Source organism: Undibacterium paludis, from assembly GCF_022568815.1.
Lineage (GTDB): Bacteria > Pseudomonadota > Gammaproteobacteria > Burkholderiales > Burkholderiaceae_D > Undibacterium.
In genome coordinates, this window is record NZ_JAKZHX010000002.1 from 116,986 (window position 1) to 134,658 (window position 17,673).

The window sequence follows — 17,673 nt, forward strand, 5'->3', positions numbered from 1 at the left end:
TAGAGACAAAACTAATAAGGAGAATAAGAAAATGAACGGATGGATGATGTGGTCAGTGTTGGCAGGTGTCGTTGTGATACTGGAATTGTTTACAGGTACGTTTTACTTGTTGATGGTCGCTCTTGGACTGATGGCTGGCGCAATTGCCGCTTTTCTTCAGTTTGGTGGCGTGGCGCAGGCGATTGTTGCTTCTTTGGTCGGGTCAATAGCGGCAATTGCACTCCGGAAAAGCAAGTATGGCACTTTGCATCGCAAGGATGCCTCACGTGACCCTAATGTCAATATGGATATAGGGCAAAGTTTGCAGGTTGATGAATGGAAGGATCTGGGGAATGGCAAGTATGGTGCGCGCGCCATGTATCGCGGCGCCATGTGGGACGTAGAGTTACAGCACTCGGCTGGCTATCCCGGTGCTTATGTGATTGAAGAAATACAAGGTAGCCGCTTGATTGTGAAGCCGTCTTAAAAGAGAAATAAAAGTCAGTTGATTGACGTCAATATAAAACGATCTGAATAACAATAAAGGTAAAAATATGGAAAGCTTAGGTACAGTCGCCCTGGTGTTACTCGTGCTGGGTATCGTGTTTATCTTCAAGACTATCAATGTCGTGCCGCAGCAGCATGCCTGGGTGGTCGAGCGTTTGGGTAAATATCATGCCACGCTGGGGCCGGGTTTGAATATCGTGGTGCCCTTCGTTGATCGCATCGCCTACAAGCACATCCTGAAAGAAATTCCGCTGGATGTGCCGCCACAGGTATGCATCACCAAGGATAATACGCAATTGCAGGTGGATGGTATCCTGTATTTCCAGATTACCGATGCAATGCGCGCTTCTTATGGCTCATCTAACTACATCTCTGCGATTACTCAGTTGGCACAAACAACCTTGCGTTCAGTCATCGGCAAGATGGAGCTCGACAAGACATTTGAAGAGCGTGATCACATCAATACCGCCATCGTCAATGCGATTGATGAATCGGCAGCCAACTGGGGTGTCAAGGTGTTGCGTTATGAAATCAAGGATCTGACACCACCAAAAGAGATCTTGCATGCCATGCAGGCACAGATTACTGCTGAGCGTGAAAAGCGCGCCCTGATTGCAGCATCTGAAGGTCGTAAGCAGGAGCAGATCAATATCGCGACCGGTGAGCGTGAAGCCTCAATTGCCAAATCGGAAGGTGAAAAACAGGCATCAATCAATCGTGCGCAAGGTCAGGCGGCTGCCATCCTGGCGATCGCCGAAGCCAGTGCAGAAGCAATACGCAAAACTGCTGCCGCGATTCAGTCGCCAGGCGGCGCTGATGCGGTCAACCTGAAGGTTGCTGAGCAATATGTGGGGGCATTTGGCAATCTTGCCAAAACCAATAACTCAATTATTGTTCCTGCTAATCTTGGTGACATGAGCGGTCTGATTGCCACTGCCATGCAAGTTGTCAAATCTCAAAAACCTGCCGTCACTGAGTCTCCACGACGACCCGTCTGATCTGAGCGAAAAGGGTGTGACAGACCCTTCGCTACTCCCTGAATGAATCAAGGCAGCAGTGCCGGCATCCACCAGATGCCGGCTGAGCCGCCGCATTTCCGAAAACATCGGATTTAACTCAAGAAGAGGCTTTATATGTTTCCCGTTATTCTGGCAGTTGTCGTACTCGTCATTATTCTGTTGTTGTACACCAGTAATGTGCTGGTCTATATCTCGAATGAAAAAATAGGTATCGTTGAAAAAAAATGGTCTGCGAGCGGTTCTGTCGAGCATGGTTTCATTGCGCTCAATGGTGAAGCTGGCTTCCAGCCGGAAGTCTTGCGTGGTGGCTTTCATTTATTCTTTCCCTTCCAGTACGCCATCCACAGGCATGACCTGGTGACAATACAGCAGGGCACGCTCGCCTATGTATTTGCGCGTGATGGCCAGGCCATGGCGCCGACGCAAAACCTGGCCTGCAACAAAACCGCCAACGACTTTACCGACGTTCGTGCCTTTCTGACGGGCGGCGGTCAAAAAGGTTTGCAGCGTAAAATCCTGCGTGAAGGTACTTATGCCATCAATCTCGCACAATTCGTTGTGCTGACTGCTGAGCGCGTATATGCCTTGCCCCTGCCAGGCGATGGCAATGTCAATCGTGAGGGCGTGGTCGTTGGTCAGTTGGCAGAAATGCTTGATGAATTACGCCTGCGCAATGGCTTTTTGCCATTGGTGATACGTGACGATAAACTAGCCGTTATTACGACACATGAAGGGCAGTCTTTGCCTGAAGGTACCATCGTCGCCCCTGTTGTTGGCGCTGATCCGCATGAAAACCGCAGCTATCATCATGATTTCCAGAACCCTGAAGTCTTTATCGAGGCAGGTGGTTACAAGGGGCGCCAGTTGCAGGTACTGGTGGAGGGTACTTATTATCTGAATGCACGCTTTGCCACATTCGAGATCGTTGAAAAGCGGGTAGTGCCGGTCGGTTATGTCGGTGTAGTGGTCTCATATACGGGCAAGGCAGGTAATGACGTGACCGGTGACTCTTACCGTCATGGCGAACTGGTCGGTAGTGACGAAAAAGGTGTGCAGGTAACACCGCTGTTACCCGGTAAATACGCATTGAACCCGTATGCGAAACGGGTGATTGATGTGCCAACCACCAACTTTATCCTGAAGTGGCAGTCTGGCCAGGTTGGTTCACATGAGCTGGACAAGCACCTGAGCGAAGTCTCACTGATCACCAAGGATGCTTTCGAGCCTGACCTGCCTTTGTCGGTAGTCGTCAATATAGACTATAAAATGGCGCCGCTGGTGATACAACGATTTGGCGATATCCAGAAGCTGGTAGAACAGACACTGGATCCTATGGTGGCTGCGTATTTCAAGAATATCGGCCAGGGCAAAACCTTGATCGAACTGTTGCAGGAGAGGTCGGATATCCAGGAGCGCGCCAAAGCCGAGATGCGGAAGAACTTTGAGGGCTATAACCTGACACTCAATGAAGTGCTGATTGGTACACCCAGGGCAAAGACCGGTGATACCCAGATCGAAGTCATCCTCAAGCAATTGCGTGAGCGCCAGGTATCGAGAGAACAACTGGAAACTTACAAAACCAAGGAAACAGCAGCCGTGCAGGAACGTATCCTGCGTGAAGCTGAAGCCAGGGCCAAGCAGCAGACATCGATCACCGAATCGGAACTGGCTGTGAAAATTGCCGAGAACCAGGGTAGCGCCGCTGTACAAAAAGCCATCAAGGCGGCGGAAGAGGCCCGTCAGGTGGCCTCTGGTGCAGCCGACGCCAAACGGACATTGGCCAATGCCGAAGCCTTCCAGATCCAGCAAATTGGTGAGGCTCAGGCCAAGGCAACACAATTGAATGTCGAAGCCTATGGCGGCCCTGAATTGCAATTCCAGCAAACTGTCTTGCTCCGTTTTGCTGAGGCGATAGAGAAGGGACATATCGCCATGGTGCCCAGCATACAGACGGGTGGGGGTGCAGCAAGTTCAGCAGTTGACGCCTTTCTGGCTCTCGCTGCAAAAGATTTGCTCAATAAAGGCAATCAGGTAACAACTGTCAGTACAAACTGATAGAGGCCGGGAGAAACTCATTCCAGGAGAGATTCCTGGAATGAGTTTTTCATTTCATGTGAGTGTATCACTGGCAAAAGTGAAGTTTTCAATTTGATGGAATAATGGCTGGTACGTACTTTACCTCTTTCCGATTCCAGAAATGGTGTTGACATGACCGAATTAATCGACGATTTCAAGAATAAGCTGCTGCAGATAGCGGATGGTGAGCGTGCTATAGCCATGCGTGCCTATATGAAGAATCACTTTGATTTTCTAGGCATACCAGCGCCTGACAGACGTAAGGTTTGTGCTGATGGTATCAAAAAACTGAAAACAGCCAGTGCTGATGAATTGATCGCGCTGGCAAACAGCCTGTGGGCCAGCAAGGAGCGTGAATACCAGTACCTGGCTGTCGATATCCTGGCAAAGCATTATCGTAAGCTGCGCTTTGATGACCTGCCTGCTTTGCTGCAACTGGTGCAAAAAAAATCATGGTGGGATACCGTGGACGGCCTTGCCGGTGTCATCGGAGACCTTTTGCGTCAGCATCTGAGTGAGGGGCAGCGAGTACAGCAAGCCATGGACGCTGCCTTGCTACACCCGGATTTTTGGGTGAGACGCATAGCCATCTTGCATCAATTGGGGTGGCGTGAGTTGACTGATGTTGACAGGTTATTTCGTTACTCACTTGCTTTGGCTGATGAGAAAGAATTTTTCATCAGGAAAGCATCAGGTTGGGCTTTGCGTGATTACGCCTGGCACGATCCGACCAGAATCCGCGTTTTTTTAAATGAACATAAAGACAGGCTATCTGCATTGACTTACCGAGAAGCCAGTAAAAACCTGACCAGGTTGGGGTCTTAACTTTCAAATAAACGTCGAGAAAAACCACAGGCGACAAACAACAGGGCGGGAATTTGCAATATGATATCGGGTCGTCCCTGATACTGTAGTTGTTTGCATTTGCCCAATGAAACTCCATAAACTTATTCTTTCCATTCTTGCTGTTACTGGCCTGGCTACTGGTGCTTATTTCGTCAGTCAAAAAACAGGTTCGCAAGCGAATACGCAATCTGCTTCAGTGCAATCTACTGGGAGAAATGACTTTGATTCTGCCAAACTGCCAGATGATTTGAATTCCTTACTGGTTGGCTATCGCAAAATCATCGTCTTGCTGGCAGATGAGAAAAAGCTGACAAGCAAGGAGCATGAAGAGGCAAACAGGGTGGGGCAGGCCCTGTTTCATGAGAACCTGGTCAGGCTCAATAATCTTGACACCTACTTTGACAAGGCAAAGGCTGCTCACGCAAGTCAGCGTGAAGCTGCGTTTGACAATATCCTGAGTTATATAGAGTCTGGAGAAGATCTTTACGACGCTGATCGCCTGGCCTTCAGGGAGGTGCTGGTGAAAATGCAAAAACTCATCGCCACTGAACAGACCTTGCCTTCGATTAAACTGCACAAGCGTGTCAGTGACGATCTGAACGCACTGGGTGAAATTGAAAAAGAATATGACAAAGAACTGAAAGAGATTTTTTCCCGTTTTGAGTCACGTTCCATAGAATTGAAACGTGAGCGCTGGGACGATTACATCGCCAAACTACGCAAGCTGTATAACCGTGAGCAGATATTGAAAGACTACGGTTTTATCCTGCCTTATCCGGAAAAACCTGGTAAAACCGACGACAAGGAAAAAGAAATCTTTGGTCAGGGCTTGCCACCTAAAACAGTAGTGCTGACCTTTGATGACGGCCCACATGCCACCTATACCGATGAAATTGCCGCCATACTCAAGCAATATAATGTGCCTGGCGTGTTTTTCCAGGTAGGCAAGAATGTGGGCAGCATCAACGCACAGGGTAAGGAACTACTCAATAAAAATGCAGAGACCAGTAAAAAACTCTTGAATGCAGGTCATGTATTGGCCAATCACAGCTTTAGCCATGCCCTGCTGTCCAAAGAGAGCGGCGACAACCTGAATGCGGAAATTGAACAGACGGATAAATTGCTCAAAGCCATTGACCCCGCTCGTTCAGCCTTGTTCCGCTTCCCTTATGGGGCAAAGAACAAGGAGGGCATGCAAATCCTGAGCAAGCTTGGTCTGCGCTCTGTCATGTGGAATATTGATTCCCTGGACTGGGCCGATCCTGTTCCCAATTCCATCGCTGGTCGCGTACTAGGCACCCTGGAAAAGGAGCAACGTGGCATCATACTTTTCCATGACATCCATGAACGTACCGTCAAAGCCCTGCCTCTGGTACTCGACAAACTGATTGCCGATGGTTACAGCTTTGCTTCCTGGGATGGCAGTGACTTCAAAATTGCCAAGGCTGGCAAAGCTACACCAGAAAAGGTCAGCATTACTACAGACTATCAGAACAGCTGGGCCATCGTGATCGGTATAAACGACTATGTCAAATGGCCCAAGCTGCAATACGCCGTGCAGGATGCCAATGCGATTCGCGAAACCCTGATCACTCGCATGGGGTTTTCTGGTGACAAGGTATTGACGTTGACCAATGCTGACGCGACCCGGAATAACATTCTGGCGCTATTCCATGAAAAACTCGGACATGGCCAGCTCAAGAAAGATGACAGGGTATTTGTATTTTTCGCCGGTCATGGCGCAACCAGAAAACTGAGCTCCGGCCGCAATCTTGGTTATATCATCCCGGTCGATTCAGACCCGGAACAAGTGTCCATCGATGCCATCCCCATGACAGATTTGCAGAATATTGCTGAAAGCCTCAATGCCAAGCACATCCTGTTCGTGATGGATGCCTGTTATAGCGGCCTTGGATTGACGCGCGGTGGCGGTACCAGCGCCTTCCTGCGTGAGAATTCCAAGCGCCTGGGCAGGCAGATGCTGACAGCAGGTGGCGCTGACCAACTGGTGGCTGATGGCGGTCCAAATGGTCACTCCGTCTTTACCTGGACCTTGTTGCAAGCCTTGAGCGGCAAGGCAGACATGAATGGTGACGGCATGATCACGGCCACCGAACTGGCTGCCTATATAGCGCCGGCAGTATCGAGTGTGTCGCAACAGACTCCGGCATTTGGCAGCCTGCCTGGCTCTGAAGGTGGTGAGTTTGTATTTGAAATGCATAGTGAAGGTGAGTTTCTGAGCGCCAAGACCAATCAGTTATCTGCCGAAGCCATCGCCCTCAATAACAAACTTGACGGTGCAACCGCCAAGGCTGGCGGGGATGCACCTATCGTGATCAAAAACCTCAACGGTGGAGATCAGAAAATCGCAGCGCCAAAAATGGTTGATGCCTCTTCCCGCCAATTGGCCCAGCGCGCCAATGAGCATGGTCTTCAGCTTTATAAAGAAAAACAATATGCGCAGGCGGAAGCAGCCTTCACTGAAGCTCTCAAGCACAGGCCCGACTTTGGCCTGGCGGCCAACAATCTGGGTTTTGTCTATTTCAAGCAGCAGAAATATGCAGAAGCTGCGCGCTGGTTTGAGAATACGCTGCAAATAGATCCCTCGCGTGCGATTGCTTACCTGAACCTGGGTGACGCCAGGGCGCTGCAAAATGAAAATGAAAAGGCGAAGAAAGCCTATACCAGTTTCCTTGAGTTATCGCCAAACAGCCCAAATGCCAACTATGTCAAGGAAGCTTTAAAAAAATTGAATTGAGACAGTTGAAAAAATAGAAAATCAAGACAGCTATAAATCAGGAATAATTCAGGAATAAGAATGAATGGCGTAACATTGAAAGCAATCCGCAGCTTGCTGCATTTTAGTCAGCATGAGGCTGCCGAGCTAATCGGTGGTGTCTCGCAACGTAGCTGGAGCAGCTGGGAAGCCGGAGAGCAAAAGATTCCGCAAGATGTGATATCAATGGTCAATTATTTGTTGAGTTGTCGCAAAAAGGCAATTGCCGACACACAGGCAGCGATAAAAACCCATTACCAGCAAATGCCGGCAGGCGTAAGTAAAAAACCGATCGCGCTGGTCTGGTATGATAGTTTTGAAGATTGGTGCACCTTGCCTTATCGTGAATCGATTATGTGGCGACCCCAGCAATCTGTAGTGGCACATCTGATTTCGATAGAAAACTGCAGTGTCATACAGTTTGATGCCAATGCCTATGGCAACTGGCTGGGGCGACGCGCAGACAGTGATTCCATGCGCAATCAATGGGCGGATGAACAGGTGCCTGCCTGATCACTGAGATTATGGCAGGGCAGTCGCGACTTTTACTTAACGCTGGTGTTGCCTACCTTTGCCCTATGCTGGTTTCACCAAACAAGTTTTTAAGATCGCGTGGCTGTGAGCGCCAGTACTGACGCGGCGCATCCACCGACGCTCCCAGTGCTGCAGCGGCATGCCAGGGCCAGTGCGGATCATATAGAATTCCCCGGGCGATACCTATTGCATCAGCCTGTCCGGCTGAGATAATTTCTTCAGCCTGTTGTGCATCGGTAATCATACCAACAGCAATCACGGGTATGTCGACATCTCGTTTGATTGCTTCTGCCAGATGGACTTGATAACCGGGTCCTACAGGGATTTTCTGTGCCGGTGAAACGCCGCCGCTTGATACGTGAATAAAGTCGCAACCACGCTCCTGCAAATTTTTTGCGAATTGCCTGCTTTGTGCGACATCCCAGCCGCCTTCTACCCAGTCGGTGGCCGAAATACGTACGCCAACTGTCATCTTTTTATGGGAAACGGCAGCACGAACTGCGTCAAACACTTCAAGCGGGAAGCGCAAGCGATTTTCCAGCGGCCCGCCGTAGGCGTCAGTGCGTTGATTCGATATCGGCGACAGGAATTGATGCAATAAATAGCCGTGGGCTGCATGTAACTCTATCGCATCCAGGCCAAGGCGTTCTGCACGTATGGCGGCATCGACAAAGGCCTGTTTGATACGCATCAAGCCGGCTTCATCCAATGCCAGTGGTGCGCGCTCACCCTGGGCATGGGGCAGGGCGGAAGGCGCGGCCATCTGCCAGCCGCCATTTTCGATGGCGATCAACTGACCACCATCCCATGGCGCCTGGCTGGATGCCTTGCGACCGGCATGACCCAGTTGTATGACAAGGGGCATGGTCGAATGCCTTCGTACGGCGGTGATGACTGTCGCCAATGCAGCCTCATTTTCATCTGACCACAAGCCAAGGTCGCCTGGAGAAATGCGACCTATGGATTCAACCGCCGTCGCTTCCAGTATCAGCATGCCGGCACCAGACAGGGCAAGCTGACCCAAATGTATCAGATGCCAGTCTGTGGCATTGCCATCAACAGCAGAGTATTGGCACATGGGTGCGATGATGATGCGGTTTTTTAACTTCAGTGGTCCAAGTTGGAGTGGCGAGAATAGGGCGCTCATAAAATTCCTGGCTGTGTGGCTAACGAAAAACCTGTCAATCATTATGCCTGTACGATCGAATTACTGCAGGCTACGGTATGAGCAGGCTACAGTTCATTCAATCTCTTGTACTAGCGCCTTGATTTTGGTGGCTTTTTCAAAATGGTCCAGTTTGTTTTCCATGATCCACCATGTAGCCGCTTCCATCAACAATTCAGGATCATCGTTTTTATTGGCAAAGAAAGCGTAAAACGACAAGCCGACGTTTTCACCCTTTTGTCTGATTTTTTGATCGCAGATTTCGATGATCTTATTTTTTAAGACACTTTGCATTCTTGGGTATTACCTTGATCTAATGTGAATTGACTCATTCTTTCATCCGCAAATAATGCAGACAACGATAGTAAGAGGCTATATGCAATGCCTGAGAAAATTGGCCCTCTTGGATTTTTTTTCCAACATCGGCAATTGGCAGGAAATTAAATTGAATGTCTTCGGATACATCCAGATTTTGACTTCCTGCAGAACTTATTTCTTCAGCCAGAAAAACATGGATTGTGCTTGTTTGTCGTGCCGGATTTGTGAACATACGTCCAATAGTCGTCCATTTATTGGCAATGTAAGAGGTTTCTTCTCTTAATTCTCTTTGCGCAGCAGCAAGCGGTGTTTCGCCATGATTCAGGGCTCCTCCCGGTAATTCCAGGCATGTCCGCCCAACCCCGTGACGATACTGGGTGACTGTCAATACCTGGCTTTGCTCGTTGACGGCAAAGATATGTACGTTGTCAGGTTCATCTATAACGTAGTAAGGATCAATCATTTGACCATTTGAGAGTTGGCATTGGTCCGCACGCAGTTTTAGCCATTGGTCGGTGATCAAGATGGAGGATTTAATGATTTTCCAGTTATCCATTCGTATTTGCGGCAACAAGCCATGATCGATTTAGAGCGTATGATTTTATACAGTGCCATTGACTTTGGCAGACATGGGCCCATTTGCTTCATATCCAGCGAGCTTGGTAACGACATGCCAGCTTCCTGGCAGTTGCTTGCTCATCACGCTTGGGCAATGTGGCAAAGAATACTTCACTTTTTTGCTTATGCAGATAATTTCTGTGAGATTCTACAATGACTTGGCTTTTACTTTTTGTAGCTGTTTTTGTCTTCGGCATTTTTCTTATACCCAAAATGCGCTTGCGGCATGTGCTTGCCCAGGCCTTCCCTTTAAATTATTCAAAGATATTGCGAAAAAACCTGCCGGCTTACTCTCGCATGCCGACTGATTTGCAGATGCAATTAAAACGCCGCATACGTCAATTTCTCTATCAAAAGACTTTTGTAGGGTGTGGTGGCCTGGTCATTACTGACGAGATCAGGGTGACCATAGCCGGTAAGGCTTGTTTGTTGCTATTGAATCGCAATTCTGATGTTTTCCCCCAGTTGACGCATGTATTGGTATACCCATCTGCATTTGTCGCACCTAGGCAGCAGATGAATGCCGGTGGTGTGGTTACACATACCAATCAGGGCCTGAGCGGGGAATCATGGAGTGATGGTCGCGTGATACTGGCATGGGATCAGTCTGCAAATAACCCTAAGACAGAGGCCCTTGGGCAAGATGTTGTATTGCATGAGTTTGCTCATCAACTTGATAGTGAAACTGGTTCCGTCAATGGTGCACCAGCATTGAAGAATGCAGCTTCTTATCGCGTTTGGTCACAAGTGATGGGGCAGGAGTTTGAGCAACTGCAACTGGCGACCGAGCACGGCGCTCCAACTGTTATCGATCCATATGGAGCTACCAGTCCTGCAGAATTTTTTGCCGTTACAACAGAAGCGTTTTTCAAAAAGAGTACAGAGTTGGCCTGCGCGCATCCTGCACTATTTGAGCAGTTGAGAGGCTTTTACTGTGTAGACCCAAGAGATTGGGTTTAGCTGAGATCGTAAAAATTACTCTGATGGGTTTGAAATTGAACGATAAAATATGTCATAAAAAAACAAATTTATTCATTTGATGCTTATATTTGTCATTAATTACTTGTTATATATAAAAATTTGTGTCAAGATAATCTGACTGATTTAGTTGATGAGAATACCGTATCGTGAAACACACTGACAAAACAATTGCTCAACAAAGTTTGCGTCTGATGACGTCAATATTGACGTCTGTGGCTGAATTTATCCGTAATCATGTGACTGTCTTGGATAGTGGCGGGGTGGCGCCCCCTGGTATGGTCATAGCGGAGCCCGCATGCTTCCGGGCACAAGGCGCGGATGTTTGTGAAACTGGAAATCTGGGCCATGCATTTTATTGGACAAAAATAGTCGACATCCGAGGGGCTAACCCCTGACACTGTGGAAGCACTGCCAGTGCTTCCACAATGAAAGTTGTAAAGCCCGGATGCCTGTAAAGCTCCGGGCTTTTTTTATGAGGTTTTCAAAACCAGGTTTTGGAAACCCAGCAGTGAAACCCGCCATGAGGCGGTCGTGCCGGGAAACACCGGATAACACGGGATTCTTTAACAATTTGGGAAGAACGATGACGAGCTCTTTATTCATTCCATTTCAAATGGGTTGAATAAAGAGAAAGTCTGATCAACTCACACAAATGCCTATGTGATTATTCGCGGCATTTCAAAAGACTGCTGATTTCAGTTTTCTTTTGAAATGAAGAGTCTGTTGCTGTGTTTGCCTGGCAATCATCAGTAATGCTTCATTTGTAGGAGGTTATATATTGCGATTTCACTATTCTGAAAGAATAATATGGTTGCCTTGGACGCAGATTGATTTCTGCTCCCTGAAATGATAAAAACAATAGCAAAAAAGTAAAAAAAGATGTTTATGATTTATTGGTCTATCTGTATTGATGGACAAAAGCAGGCTTGTCTCAAAGAGTTTGCTCAAGAAGACATGACCATGGCTTTGCAATTTGCCGAATCCTTGCGTGCGCAGCAACGTCAGGGTCAGGCATTGAGCCATATAACGATGGCATGTGAAAACCCGAATTCAGTAGGCCATGCGGGTGTGGCAGATGTTGCGCCCGGATATGCATGGAAAAAACGACGTTGATCAATACCTGGTTGCCTGAGTGGTCTAAAGGCGCAGTCTGCAAAACTGTTGTTCGTCGGTTCGAATCCGGCACCAGGTTCTTGCCTGCATTCAGTGCGCGCTTGCATGAAATGCTAATTTGCGGCAGTACAGCATGAAAAAATCACAAGACTTGTGTGCTCTTGCAGAGTGGGGTTCGTACCGTGTCTTTTGGCAATTGCAGAGCGTGACAGCCTTGGCGAGTGGTCGGTATGCAACATGCATTGATGCTGATTCCAGTGCCCCACTTCAATGGATAATCAGAGTATATTCAAATAGTTCTATTTGATATGCTTATACAGCTCATTCTTCCCAAATTGAAAAACATCCCATCAAAACAGGTGATGTATGCAACAAATATTGGTATTGGATATCGCAGGAATACCCTATGACTGGATAAGCCAGAATGACGCTGCCAGTCACTACGCCGCAAACAAGGTAGCGTGGGAACTGGGGGACCAGGTATTCTTGCTGCGCGGCGGATACAACAAAAATGGCGAGCAATCGAAAATTGCTATTCGCCCCATTATCTCCATTCGTAGTAATGATGGATTGGCAAAAAATAAGCGTCACCATATCCCTTTGGGGGATGGTAACCGCCTGCTGTATGCGCGTGATAAATATATCTGTGCGTATTGTGGGGAGCAATTTGCTTATCACGAACTGTCACGTGATCATGTACTGGCTACTTCTCGTGGGGGCAAAGACGTGTGGGAAAACTGTGTCACTGCCTGTCGTACCTGCAATCATGCCAAAGGCAATAAACTTGTCCATGATTTCAAGCCTTTGATTTATGTCCCTTATGCGCCATGTCGTTTTGAACACTTCATCTTGAGCGGAAGAAATGTAATCGCTGATCAGCTTGATTATTTGTCAGCAAAATTGCCACGACACAGTCGCTTGCTATAAATGTGCATGATTCATATCAGTATGATATCTATCAAAAAAAGAGGCTCAATCGGAGCCTCTTTTTTTTGATGAACTCTGATTCCATGCATCCATCTTGTCAATCAGATCAATAGAAACAAATTGTTAATTGTTTTATTACCATTTTAAAAAAATGCTACTATGTATGTGCTGAAAAGTGACATCCTTTTGCAATGATTGACTGATGATACTGGGAAACAATTTACACATATCTGTAAATTGGGTTCATGCCAGATCAGTGTATGAAATTGAGCGATTTGCTTTTGCCAGGAGTTCAAATGACATCATCACAAATGCAACCCCGCATTTTGATTGTTGACGATGAGACGGCACATTTGCAGGCGCTCTGCGAGCTTTTGCGTGACCACAATTACGAAACAACCGGCTTTTCCAATGGCACTGACGCAATCGCCACTTTACGTTCCAATACATTCGATTTACTCCTGACAGACCTGATGATGCCGGACCTGGACGGTATAGCCATGGTTGAATCAGCCCGCAGTATTGACCCAGATCTTGCCTGTATCGTGATGACCGGAGAGGGCAGTATCACTTCAGCAGTGAAAGCAATGAAGGTTGGTGCACTGGATTACATCATCAAGCCCTTCAAGATCTCATCCATACTACCTGTCCTGGTGCGTGCGATGGAAACCCGCCAGCTCAGAATCATGAACGCCAAACTTGAGCACCAGTTACGCGCTCACACGATAGAGCTGGTTGCGCTTAACAAGGATTTGGAGCAAGCACGTACGCAGGCCGAAGTTGCCAATCGTGCAAAATCTACTTTCTTGTCGAACATGAGCCATGAGTTACGCACGCCTTTGAATGCCATACTTGGCTTCGCCCAGATACTGGCGTCCGATACATTGACTACGTCACTGGAAGAGAAGAAGGAGTTCTCACGCCACATTGAAGAAGCCGGTAGCCACTTGCTGACGCTCATCAATGAAATACTGGATCTGGCAAAGGTGGAGTCGGGTGCGATGAAGCTTGCGCTTGAAGAGATCGCCATTGACGACGTGCTGGCGGAATGCAAAACCATGATAGAGCCACTTGCGCTCAAACGCGGCATCATGGTCAAATTTGCAGAGAACACCGGACTGACTGTGTATGCTGACCGCATACGGCTGAAACAGGTCTTGATCAATCTGCTGTCGAACGCCATCAAATATAATCGTGACCGGGGAACGGTCAGTATCCATTGCGCTATTGAGGGCGATGACCTTTGTATCAGAGTCGAAGATACCGGCGTAGGCTTGAGTGGGATTCAATTGCAAACCATCTTCCAGCCATTCAATCGCCTGGGACGAGAAGTGTTCAATGAAGAAGGTACCGGGATAGGGCTCTCACTGGTCAAGCACCTGGTAGAGGCTATGAAGGGCAGCATCGGTATCAATAGTCAGGTTGGTATAGGTAGTACGTTCTGGATAAAGTTTGCCAAAAGTGGCGCCGTACCATCCGTATCTGCCGTTACTGCTGATAGCGAGATGCGTGACAGGCCGGAAAAGAGAGAAAATGAGATACAAAAGTCATTGCTTTACGTCGAGGACAATCCAACCAATTTAAGACTGGTTGCCGAGCTGATACGCTTGCGTTCTGATCTTAGTTTGCTGACGGCAGCGGATGGCTTGCTTGGCATCGAACAGGCGAGGCTGCACATGCCGGACGTGATATTGATGGATATCAATTTGCCCGGTATTGATGGCATAGAGACACGCAGATTCTTGAGAGACGATCCCAAAACTTCCCATATACCCGTCATTGCATTGACAGCAAATGCCATGCCGGATGATTTGGAAAAAGGGGCCAAGGCTGGTTTTTTTCACTATCTGACAAAACCAATAGACATTGTTCAATTCAACACTGTAATTGATGACGCCTTGCAGTTTGCGGCAGATCAAAAGCTGAATTGATGCTAGCCTTGAATGCCATCTTGAATTTGCATTACCAGGTATTGCCAGCATTTTCGTCTTGTTCTCATCTTTTTCTTGAAAGGGATCGCCATGGAACCGATAATTGCAACTGATCTTAAACAGATAGATCGCTGGCAAAAAAATCGACAAAAAGCATTCAAGGCGATAGATCCAGATGGTAAGGCTGTCAAATATCTGGGCAAGGAATTCCTCGTGTATCCGAATACCTTCTGGCCGTTTACGGACAGCCAGCCTTTGGTTAAAAGTTTCAAGATTAATGCTGGCGAAAGTGTGCTTGATGTCGGGACTGGTTCAGGCGTCATTGCTGTATTTGCCTGTTACGGGGGAGCAAGCAAAGTTACGGCTGTTGACATCAATCCGTCGGCCATCAAAAGTGCAAAGCACAATGCCAGATTGCATGGTTTCGACAAAATCATGTCTGTCAAAAAATCCAATCTTTTTGAAGCCCTGAAAGGTGAGCAGTTTGACGTTATCACGGCCAATCTGCCATTTCGCAATAAGGAAGCACCCGACGTCGTTGCCAGTTCACAATGGGATACTGACTTCAAGACCAATACCCGGTTTTTTGCAGAAGTCGGTAATCACCTGAAGCCAGGTGGACGCATTTATTTTGCGCAATCCAATTTTGGTGCGATCAAGGAAATCAAGGCCCTGGCCAAAGCTGCCGGATTTTCTGTCAGAGCCATGGCCAGTGCTGCAGCGGACAAGGCCGAGACAAAAAAATTCTATGCCTTCCTGATAAAACGTAAGCTGTAAGCCTGGAAGCGATGGATATCATTGATACAGTAAACGATTTACGCAGCGTCGCTCATACAGATCTTGCTGCGCAGGTCAGAAACGTGGCTGTGATTTTGACGTCACCACGCTCTGGCTCCAGTCTTTTAAAAAGTGTCCTGGCGACCCATCCAGATATTGCGTCTCTTGATGGTGAAATGGAACCATTCCTGACGCTGACCGGGAATGGATTTTCTAGTAGTGCCGACAGTGATGCGTTTACCCAGTTAAGGAATAAATCTGCCCTGATAGATAATATTTTTGATGATATGACTATGGTTGCAGAAGATGAAACTGATTACGACTTACTAAGGAGTCGTTGGGAGAAACGCCTGCTTTTGCAATTCCCTGCCTTGTTTTCCCAGCAGCCTGCATATCAGCAATTGCAGGAGGATTTGAGTGAGTTTTTTGCCCATACGGATGAACTACATCAGCAGACAGAGAACGGCCTGCAGGACAGCATACTTGCGAAAATATTCAAAAATGAAATATGGAGGCTTGATTACTACGATGGTAAAAAAAAATCCATGTGCACCCATTGTTTTGATGAAGCCATCAAGCTTGAAGAACCTCCTTTTGTCATGCCGCGTCAGCATCGGCGTAAAGTCACGGCAAGTGACCTGACAGATAAGATTTTGCTTTTCAAAACACCGCCAGATGTTTACAGAATGGGTTTGTATGAGCAATTATTTCCTAATGCCACAATCAAGTACCTGCACCTGACCAGGGGCTATGCGCAATCAGTAAATGGTTTGATCGACGGATGGTTGTCACCCGTGGCTTTTTTTTCTCGCGACATGAGCAAGGTTGGGATTAGCCTGAATATCAGAGGTTATTCTGATCGTGTCGATTTTGGGAAACGTTGGTGGAAATTTGATTTGCCGCCAAACTGGCGACAATTTATCAATGCCAGCCTGGAAGATGTTTGCCTGAATCAATGGCTGTCAGCACATCAGGCAATATTCGATGGCCAGGTGAAAACGCTGCGCGTCTCCTTTGAGGCATTTATATCCCATCCTGGCAATGTCATCAAAGAGATTACTGATTACCTGAATTTAAAGGATATAGGCGCATTGCCCGTATTTCCGGTGACGATGGCAACAGAGGCGCCAAAAATAAGGCGATGGGAAAAACGCAGGGATTGCCTGCTTGACCTGGGTGAAAGAGAAGAAGTAAAGACCATGATGGATGAGCTTGATTATCAAATGGATCCTCAAACCTGGTTATGAAAAGATATCTCATTATCCCCTATTTGACTGGGCAAAGAAGGGATGGCCTTGGCCGCGTCAATGATGTCAGCACACATCCTTGGGAGCTGTTGGATATTCCGGATTTTGAGGAGGTGGCCATCAGTGATGCCAACGAAAAATTACGCAGGATGGGACATATCTATGCGCTGATGGCTGAAAACGTCAGGCAGGTGGTCCTGCGTGGCGACAGGCCTGTGTGCATTGCCGGCGATTGCTTTTCCAGTCTGGGGATGCTGGCTGGTTTGCAAAAAGCAGGGAAACAGCCTGACCGCATATTGTGGCTGGATGCCCATGGCGATTTTCACACTTGGGAAACTACGCAGACCAAGTACCTTGGGGGGATGCCTCTTGCTATTTTGGCCGGACGTCAGGACAGACGCCGAAAAAAGCGTGACTCCATTGGGGCTTTGGTTGAAACTCTGGGCGTTACACCCTTTCCCGAGGAGAAGATCATCCTGTCGGATGCACGTGACCTTGATCCAGGTGAGAAAGAAGCGTTACAGAATTCCAATATCCGAATTTGTAAAATAGAAGATATTAGGCAATACCTGTCACCGGACGAAAATCTTTACGTCCATTTTGATACCGATATCATTGATGCCCGGCAAGATATGCCCGCCCTCAAATACCATGTCCGGGCCGGTCCGACAAAAGAAGATATTTCAGTGCTGTTCAAGTCATTGCGTTTGTGCAATATTATAGCTATATCAGTTTCAGCCTGGCATGAAGAAGAAGATCTGGACAATAAAACAGCGATTGCTTGCTTAAATTTGCTAAAAGAACTAGAATAAAATGCAATATTTCAGCATTCCTTATGTTTGTTTTTCTATCTGGGTGT

Annotated in this window: 16 protein-coding genes and 1 tRNA gene; 14 read left to right on the top strand and 3 right to left on the bottom strand. The window is 47.6% G+C overall.

Features of this window, described 5'->3' with window-relative positions; all coding sequences use genetic code 11:
- Window positions 1–31: 31 nt before the first annotated feature.
- From LZ463_RS05145 to LZ463_RS05170, 6 genes are all read left to right on the top strand, one after another.
- Window positions 32–466 carry an NfeD family protein gene (locus LZ463_RS05145; protein WP_241454514.1) on the top strand — a complete coding sequence of 145 codons (435 nt, stop codon included), beginning with the start codon at window positions 32–34 and terminating at the stop codon, window positions 464–466.
- A 67-nt stretch (window positions 467–533) separates the two neighbouring features.
- A complete protein-coding gene (locus tag LZ463_RS05150) occupies window positions 534–1,484 on the top strand; it encodes an SPFH domain-containing protein (RefSeq protein WP_241454515.1) in 951 nt (316 codons plus the stop codon).
- A 135-nt stretch (window positions 1,485–1,619) separates the two neighbouring features.
- The gene (locus LZ463_RS05155) at window positions 1,620–3,560 is read left to right on the top strand and encodes an SPFH domain-containing protein (protein ID WP_241454516.1); all 1,941 of its coding nucleotides are present in this window, start codon (window positions 1,620–1,622) and stop codon (window positions 3,558–3,560) included.
- A gap of 153 nt (window positions 3,561–3,713) precedes the next feature.
- Window positions 3,714–4,406, top strand: a complete 693-nt coding sequence (locus LZ463_RS05160) for a DNA alkylation repair protein (RefSeq protein WP_241454517.1) — start codon at window positions 3,714–3,716, stop codon at window positions 4,404–4,406.
- A gap of 106 nt (window positions 4,407–4,512) precedes the next feature.
- Window positions 4,513–7,185 carry a polysaccharide deacetylase family protein gene (locus LZ463_RS05165; protein ID WP_241454518.1) on the top strand — a complete coding sequence of 891 codons (2,673 nt, stop codon included), beginning with the start codon at window positions 4,513–4,515 and terminating at the stop codon, window positions 7,183–7,185.
- A gap of 60 nt (window positions 7,186–7,245) precedes the next feature.
- Entirely contained in the window at window positions 7,246–7,716 is a 471-nt protein-coding gene (locus LZ463_RS05170; RefSeq protein ID WP_241454520.1) for an Aca2/YdiL-like domain-containing protein, read from the top strand.
- A gap of 52 nt (window positions 7,717–7,768) precedes the next feature.
- On the opposite strand, the gene LZ463_RS05175 is transcribed toward LZ463_RS05170, so the two are convergent.
- The 3 genes from LZ463_RS05175 to LZ463_RS05185 all read right to left on the bottom strand — a co-directional run bounded on the left by LZ463_RS05175 (window position 7,769) and on the right by LZ463_RS05185 (window position 9,776).
- Complete coding sequence (locus tag LZ463_RS05175; protein WP_241454522.1) at window positions 7,769–8,884, bottom strand: NADH:flavin oxidoreductase/NADH oxidase; 1,116 nt, start codon at window positions 8,882–8,884, stop codon at window positions 7,769–7,771.
- Window positions 8,885–8,977: 93 nt separating this feature from the next.
- Window positions 8,978–9,196: a DUF6500 family protein gene (locus LZ463_RS05180; protein ID WP_241454523.1), complete on the bottom strand. Its 219-nt coding sequence runs from the start codon at window positions 9,194–9,196 to the stop codon at window positions 8,978–8,980.
- Window positions 9,197–9,230: 34 nt separating this feature from the next.
- Entirely contained in the window at window positions 9,231–9,776 is a 546-nt protein-coding gene (locus LZ463_RS05185; RefSeq protein WP_241454524.1) for an NUDIX hydrolase, read from the bottom strand.
- 275 nt (window positions 9,777–10,051) lie between these two features.
- On the opposite strand from LZ463_RS05185, the gene LZ463_RS05190 reads away from it, so the two are divergent.
- From LZ463_RS05190 to LZ463_RS05225, 8 genes are all read left to right on the top strand, one after another.
- A complete protein-coding gene (locus tag LZ463_RS05190; protein ID WP_241454525.1) occupies window positions 10,052–10,798 on the top strand; it encodes a M90 family metallopeptidase in 747 nt (248 codons plus the stop codon).
- A 981-nt stretch (window positions 10,799–11,779) separates the two neighbouring features.
- Window positions 11,780–11,932, top strand: a complete 153-nt coding sequence (locus LZ463_RS05195; RefSeq protein ID WP_241454526.1) for a hypothetical protein — start codon at window positions 11,780–11,782, stop codon at window positions 11,930–11,932.
- Between the two features lie 5 nt (window positions 11,933–11,937).
- Window positions 11,938–12,011: transfer RNA gene (locus LZ463_RS05200), tRNA-Cys, on the top strand.
- A gap of 287 nt (window positions 12,012–12,298) precedes the next feature.
- The gene (locus LZ463_RS05205) at window positions 12,299–12,859 is read left to right on the top strand and encodes an HNH endonuclease (protein WP_241454527.1); all 561 of its coding nucleotides are present in this window, start codon (window positions 12,299–12,301) and stop codon (window positions 12,857–12,859) included.
- Window positions 12,860–13,155: 296 nt separating this feature from the next.
- Window positions 13,156–14,790, top strand: a complete 1,635-nt coding sequence (locus LZ463_RS05210) for an ATP-binding response regulator (protein ID WP_241454528.1) — start codon at window positions 13,156–13,158, stop codon at window positions 14,788–14,790.
- A 90-nt stretch (window positions 14,791–14,880) separates the two neighbouring features.
- Window positions 14,881–15,567, top strand: coding sequence for a methyltransferase (locus LZ463_RS05215; RefSeq protein ID WP_241454529.1), 687 nt, complete (start codon window positions 14,881–14,883; stop codon window positions 15,565–15,567).
- Between the two features lie 11 nt (window positions 15,568–15,578).
- Window positions 15,579–16,814 carry a sulfotransferase gene (locus LZ463_RS05220; RefSeq protein ID WP_241454532.1) on the top strand — a complete coding sequence of 412 codons (1,236 nt, stop codon included), beginning with the start codon at window positions 15,579–15,581 and terminating at the stop codon, window positions 16,812–16,814.
- Window positions 16,811–17,626, top strand: a complete 816-nt coding sequence (locus LZ463_RS05225; protein ID WP_241454533.1) for an arginase family protein — start codon at window positions 16,811–16,813, stop codon at window positions 17,624–17,626. The genes LZ463_RS05220 and LZ463_RS05225 overlap by 4 nt, the downstream gene beginning before the upstream one ends.
- Window positions 17,627–17,673 lie beyond the last annotated feature (47 nt).

Excerpts from the sequence above, each read along its gene's own strand:
- LZ463_RS05165 (WP_241454518.1), top strand. The coding sequence starts at position 4,513 with ATGAAACTCCATAAACTTATTCTTTCCATTCTTGCTGTTACTGGCCTG.
- LZ463_RS05185 (WP_241454524.1), bottom strand. The coding sequence starts at position 9,776 with ATGGATAACTGGAAAATCATTAAATCCTCCATCTTGATCACCGACCAA.
- LZ463_RS05190 (WP_241454525.1), top strand. The coding sequence starts at position 10,052 with ATGCGCTTGCGGCATGTGCTTGCCCAGGCCTTCCCTTTAAATTATTCA.
- LZ463_RS05160 (WP_241454517.1), top strand. The coding sequence starts at position 3,714 with ATGACCGAATTAATCGACGATTTCAAGAATAAGCTGCTGCAGATAGCG.
- LZ463_RS05175 (WP_241454522.1), bottom strand. The coding sequence starts at position 8,884 with ATGAGCGCCCTATTCTCGCCACTCCAACTTGGACCACTGAAGTTAAAA.
- LZ463_RS05170 (WP_241454520.1), top strand. The coding sequence starts at position 7,246 with ATGAATGGCGTAACATTGAAAGCAATCCGCAGCTTGCTGCATTTTAGT.
- LZ463_RS05205 (WP_241454527.1), top strand. The coding sequence starts at position 12,299 with ATGCAACAAATATTGGTATTGGATATCGCAGGAATACCCTATGACTGG.
- LZ463_RS05150 (WP_241454515.1), top strand. The coding sequence starts at position 534 with ATGGAAAGCTTAGGTACAGTCGCCCTGGTGTTACTCGTGCTGGGTATC.
- LZ463_RS05195 (WP_241454526.1), top strand. The coding sequence starts at position 11,780 with ATGGCTTTGCAATTTGCCGAATCCTTGCGTGCGCAGCAACGTCAGGGT.
- LZ463_RS05220 (WP_241454532.1), top strand. The coding sequence starts at position 15,579 with ATGGATATCATTGATACAGTAAACGATTTACGCAGCGTCGCTCATACA.
- LZ463_RS05180 (WP_241454523.1), bottom strand. The coding sequence starts at position 9,196 with ATGCAAAGTGTCTTAAAAAATAAGATCATCGAAATCTGCGATCAAAAA.
- LZ463_RS05210 (WP_241454528.1), top strand. The coding sequence starts at position 13,156 with ATGACATCATCACAAATGCAACCCCGCATTTTGATTGTTGACGATGAG.
- LZ463_RS05155 (WP_241454516.1), top strand. The coding sequence starts at position 1,620 with ATGTTTCCCGTTATTCTGGCAGTTGTCGTACTCGTCATTATTCTGTTG.
- LZ463_RS05215 (WP_241454529.1), top strand. The coding sequence starts at position 14,881 with ATGGAACCGATAATTGCAACTGATCTTAAACAGATAGATCGCTGGCAA.
- LZ463_RS05225 (WP_241454533.1), top strand. The coding sequence starts at position 16,811 with ATGAAAAGATATCTCATTATCCCCTATTTGACTGGGCAAAGAAGGGAT.
- LZ463_RS05145 (WP_241454514.1), top strand. The coding sequence starts at position 32 with ATGAACGGATGGATGATGTGGTCAGTGTTGGCAGGTGTCGTTGTGATA.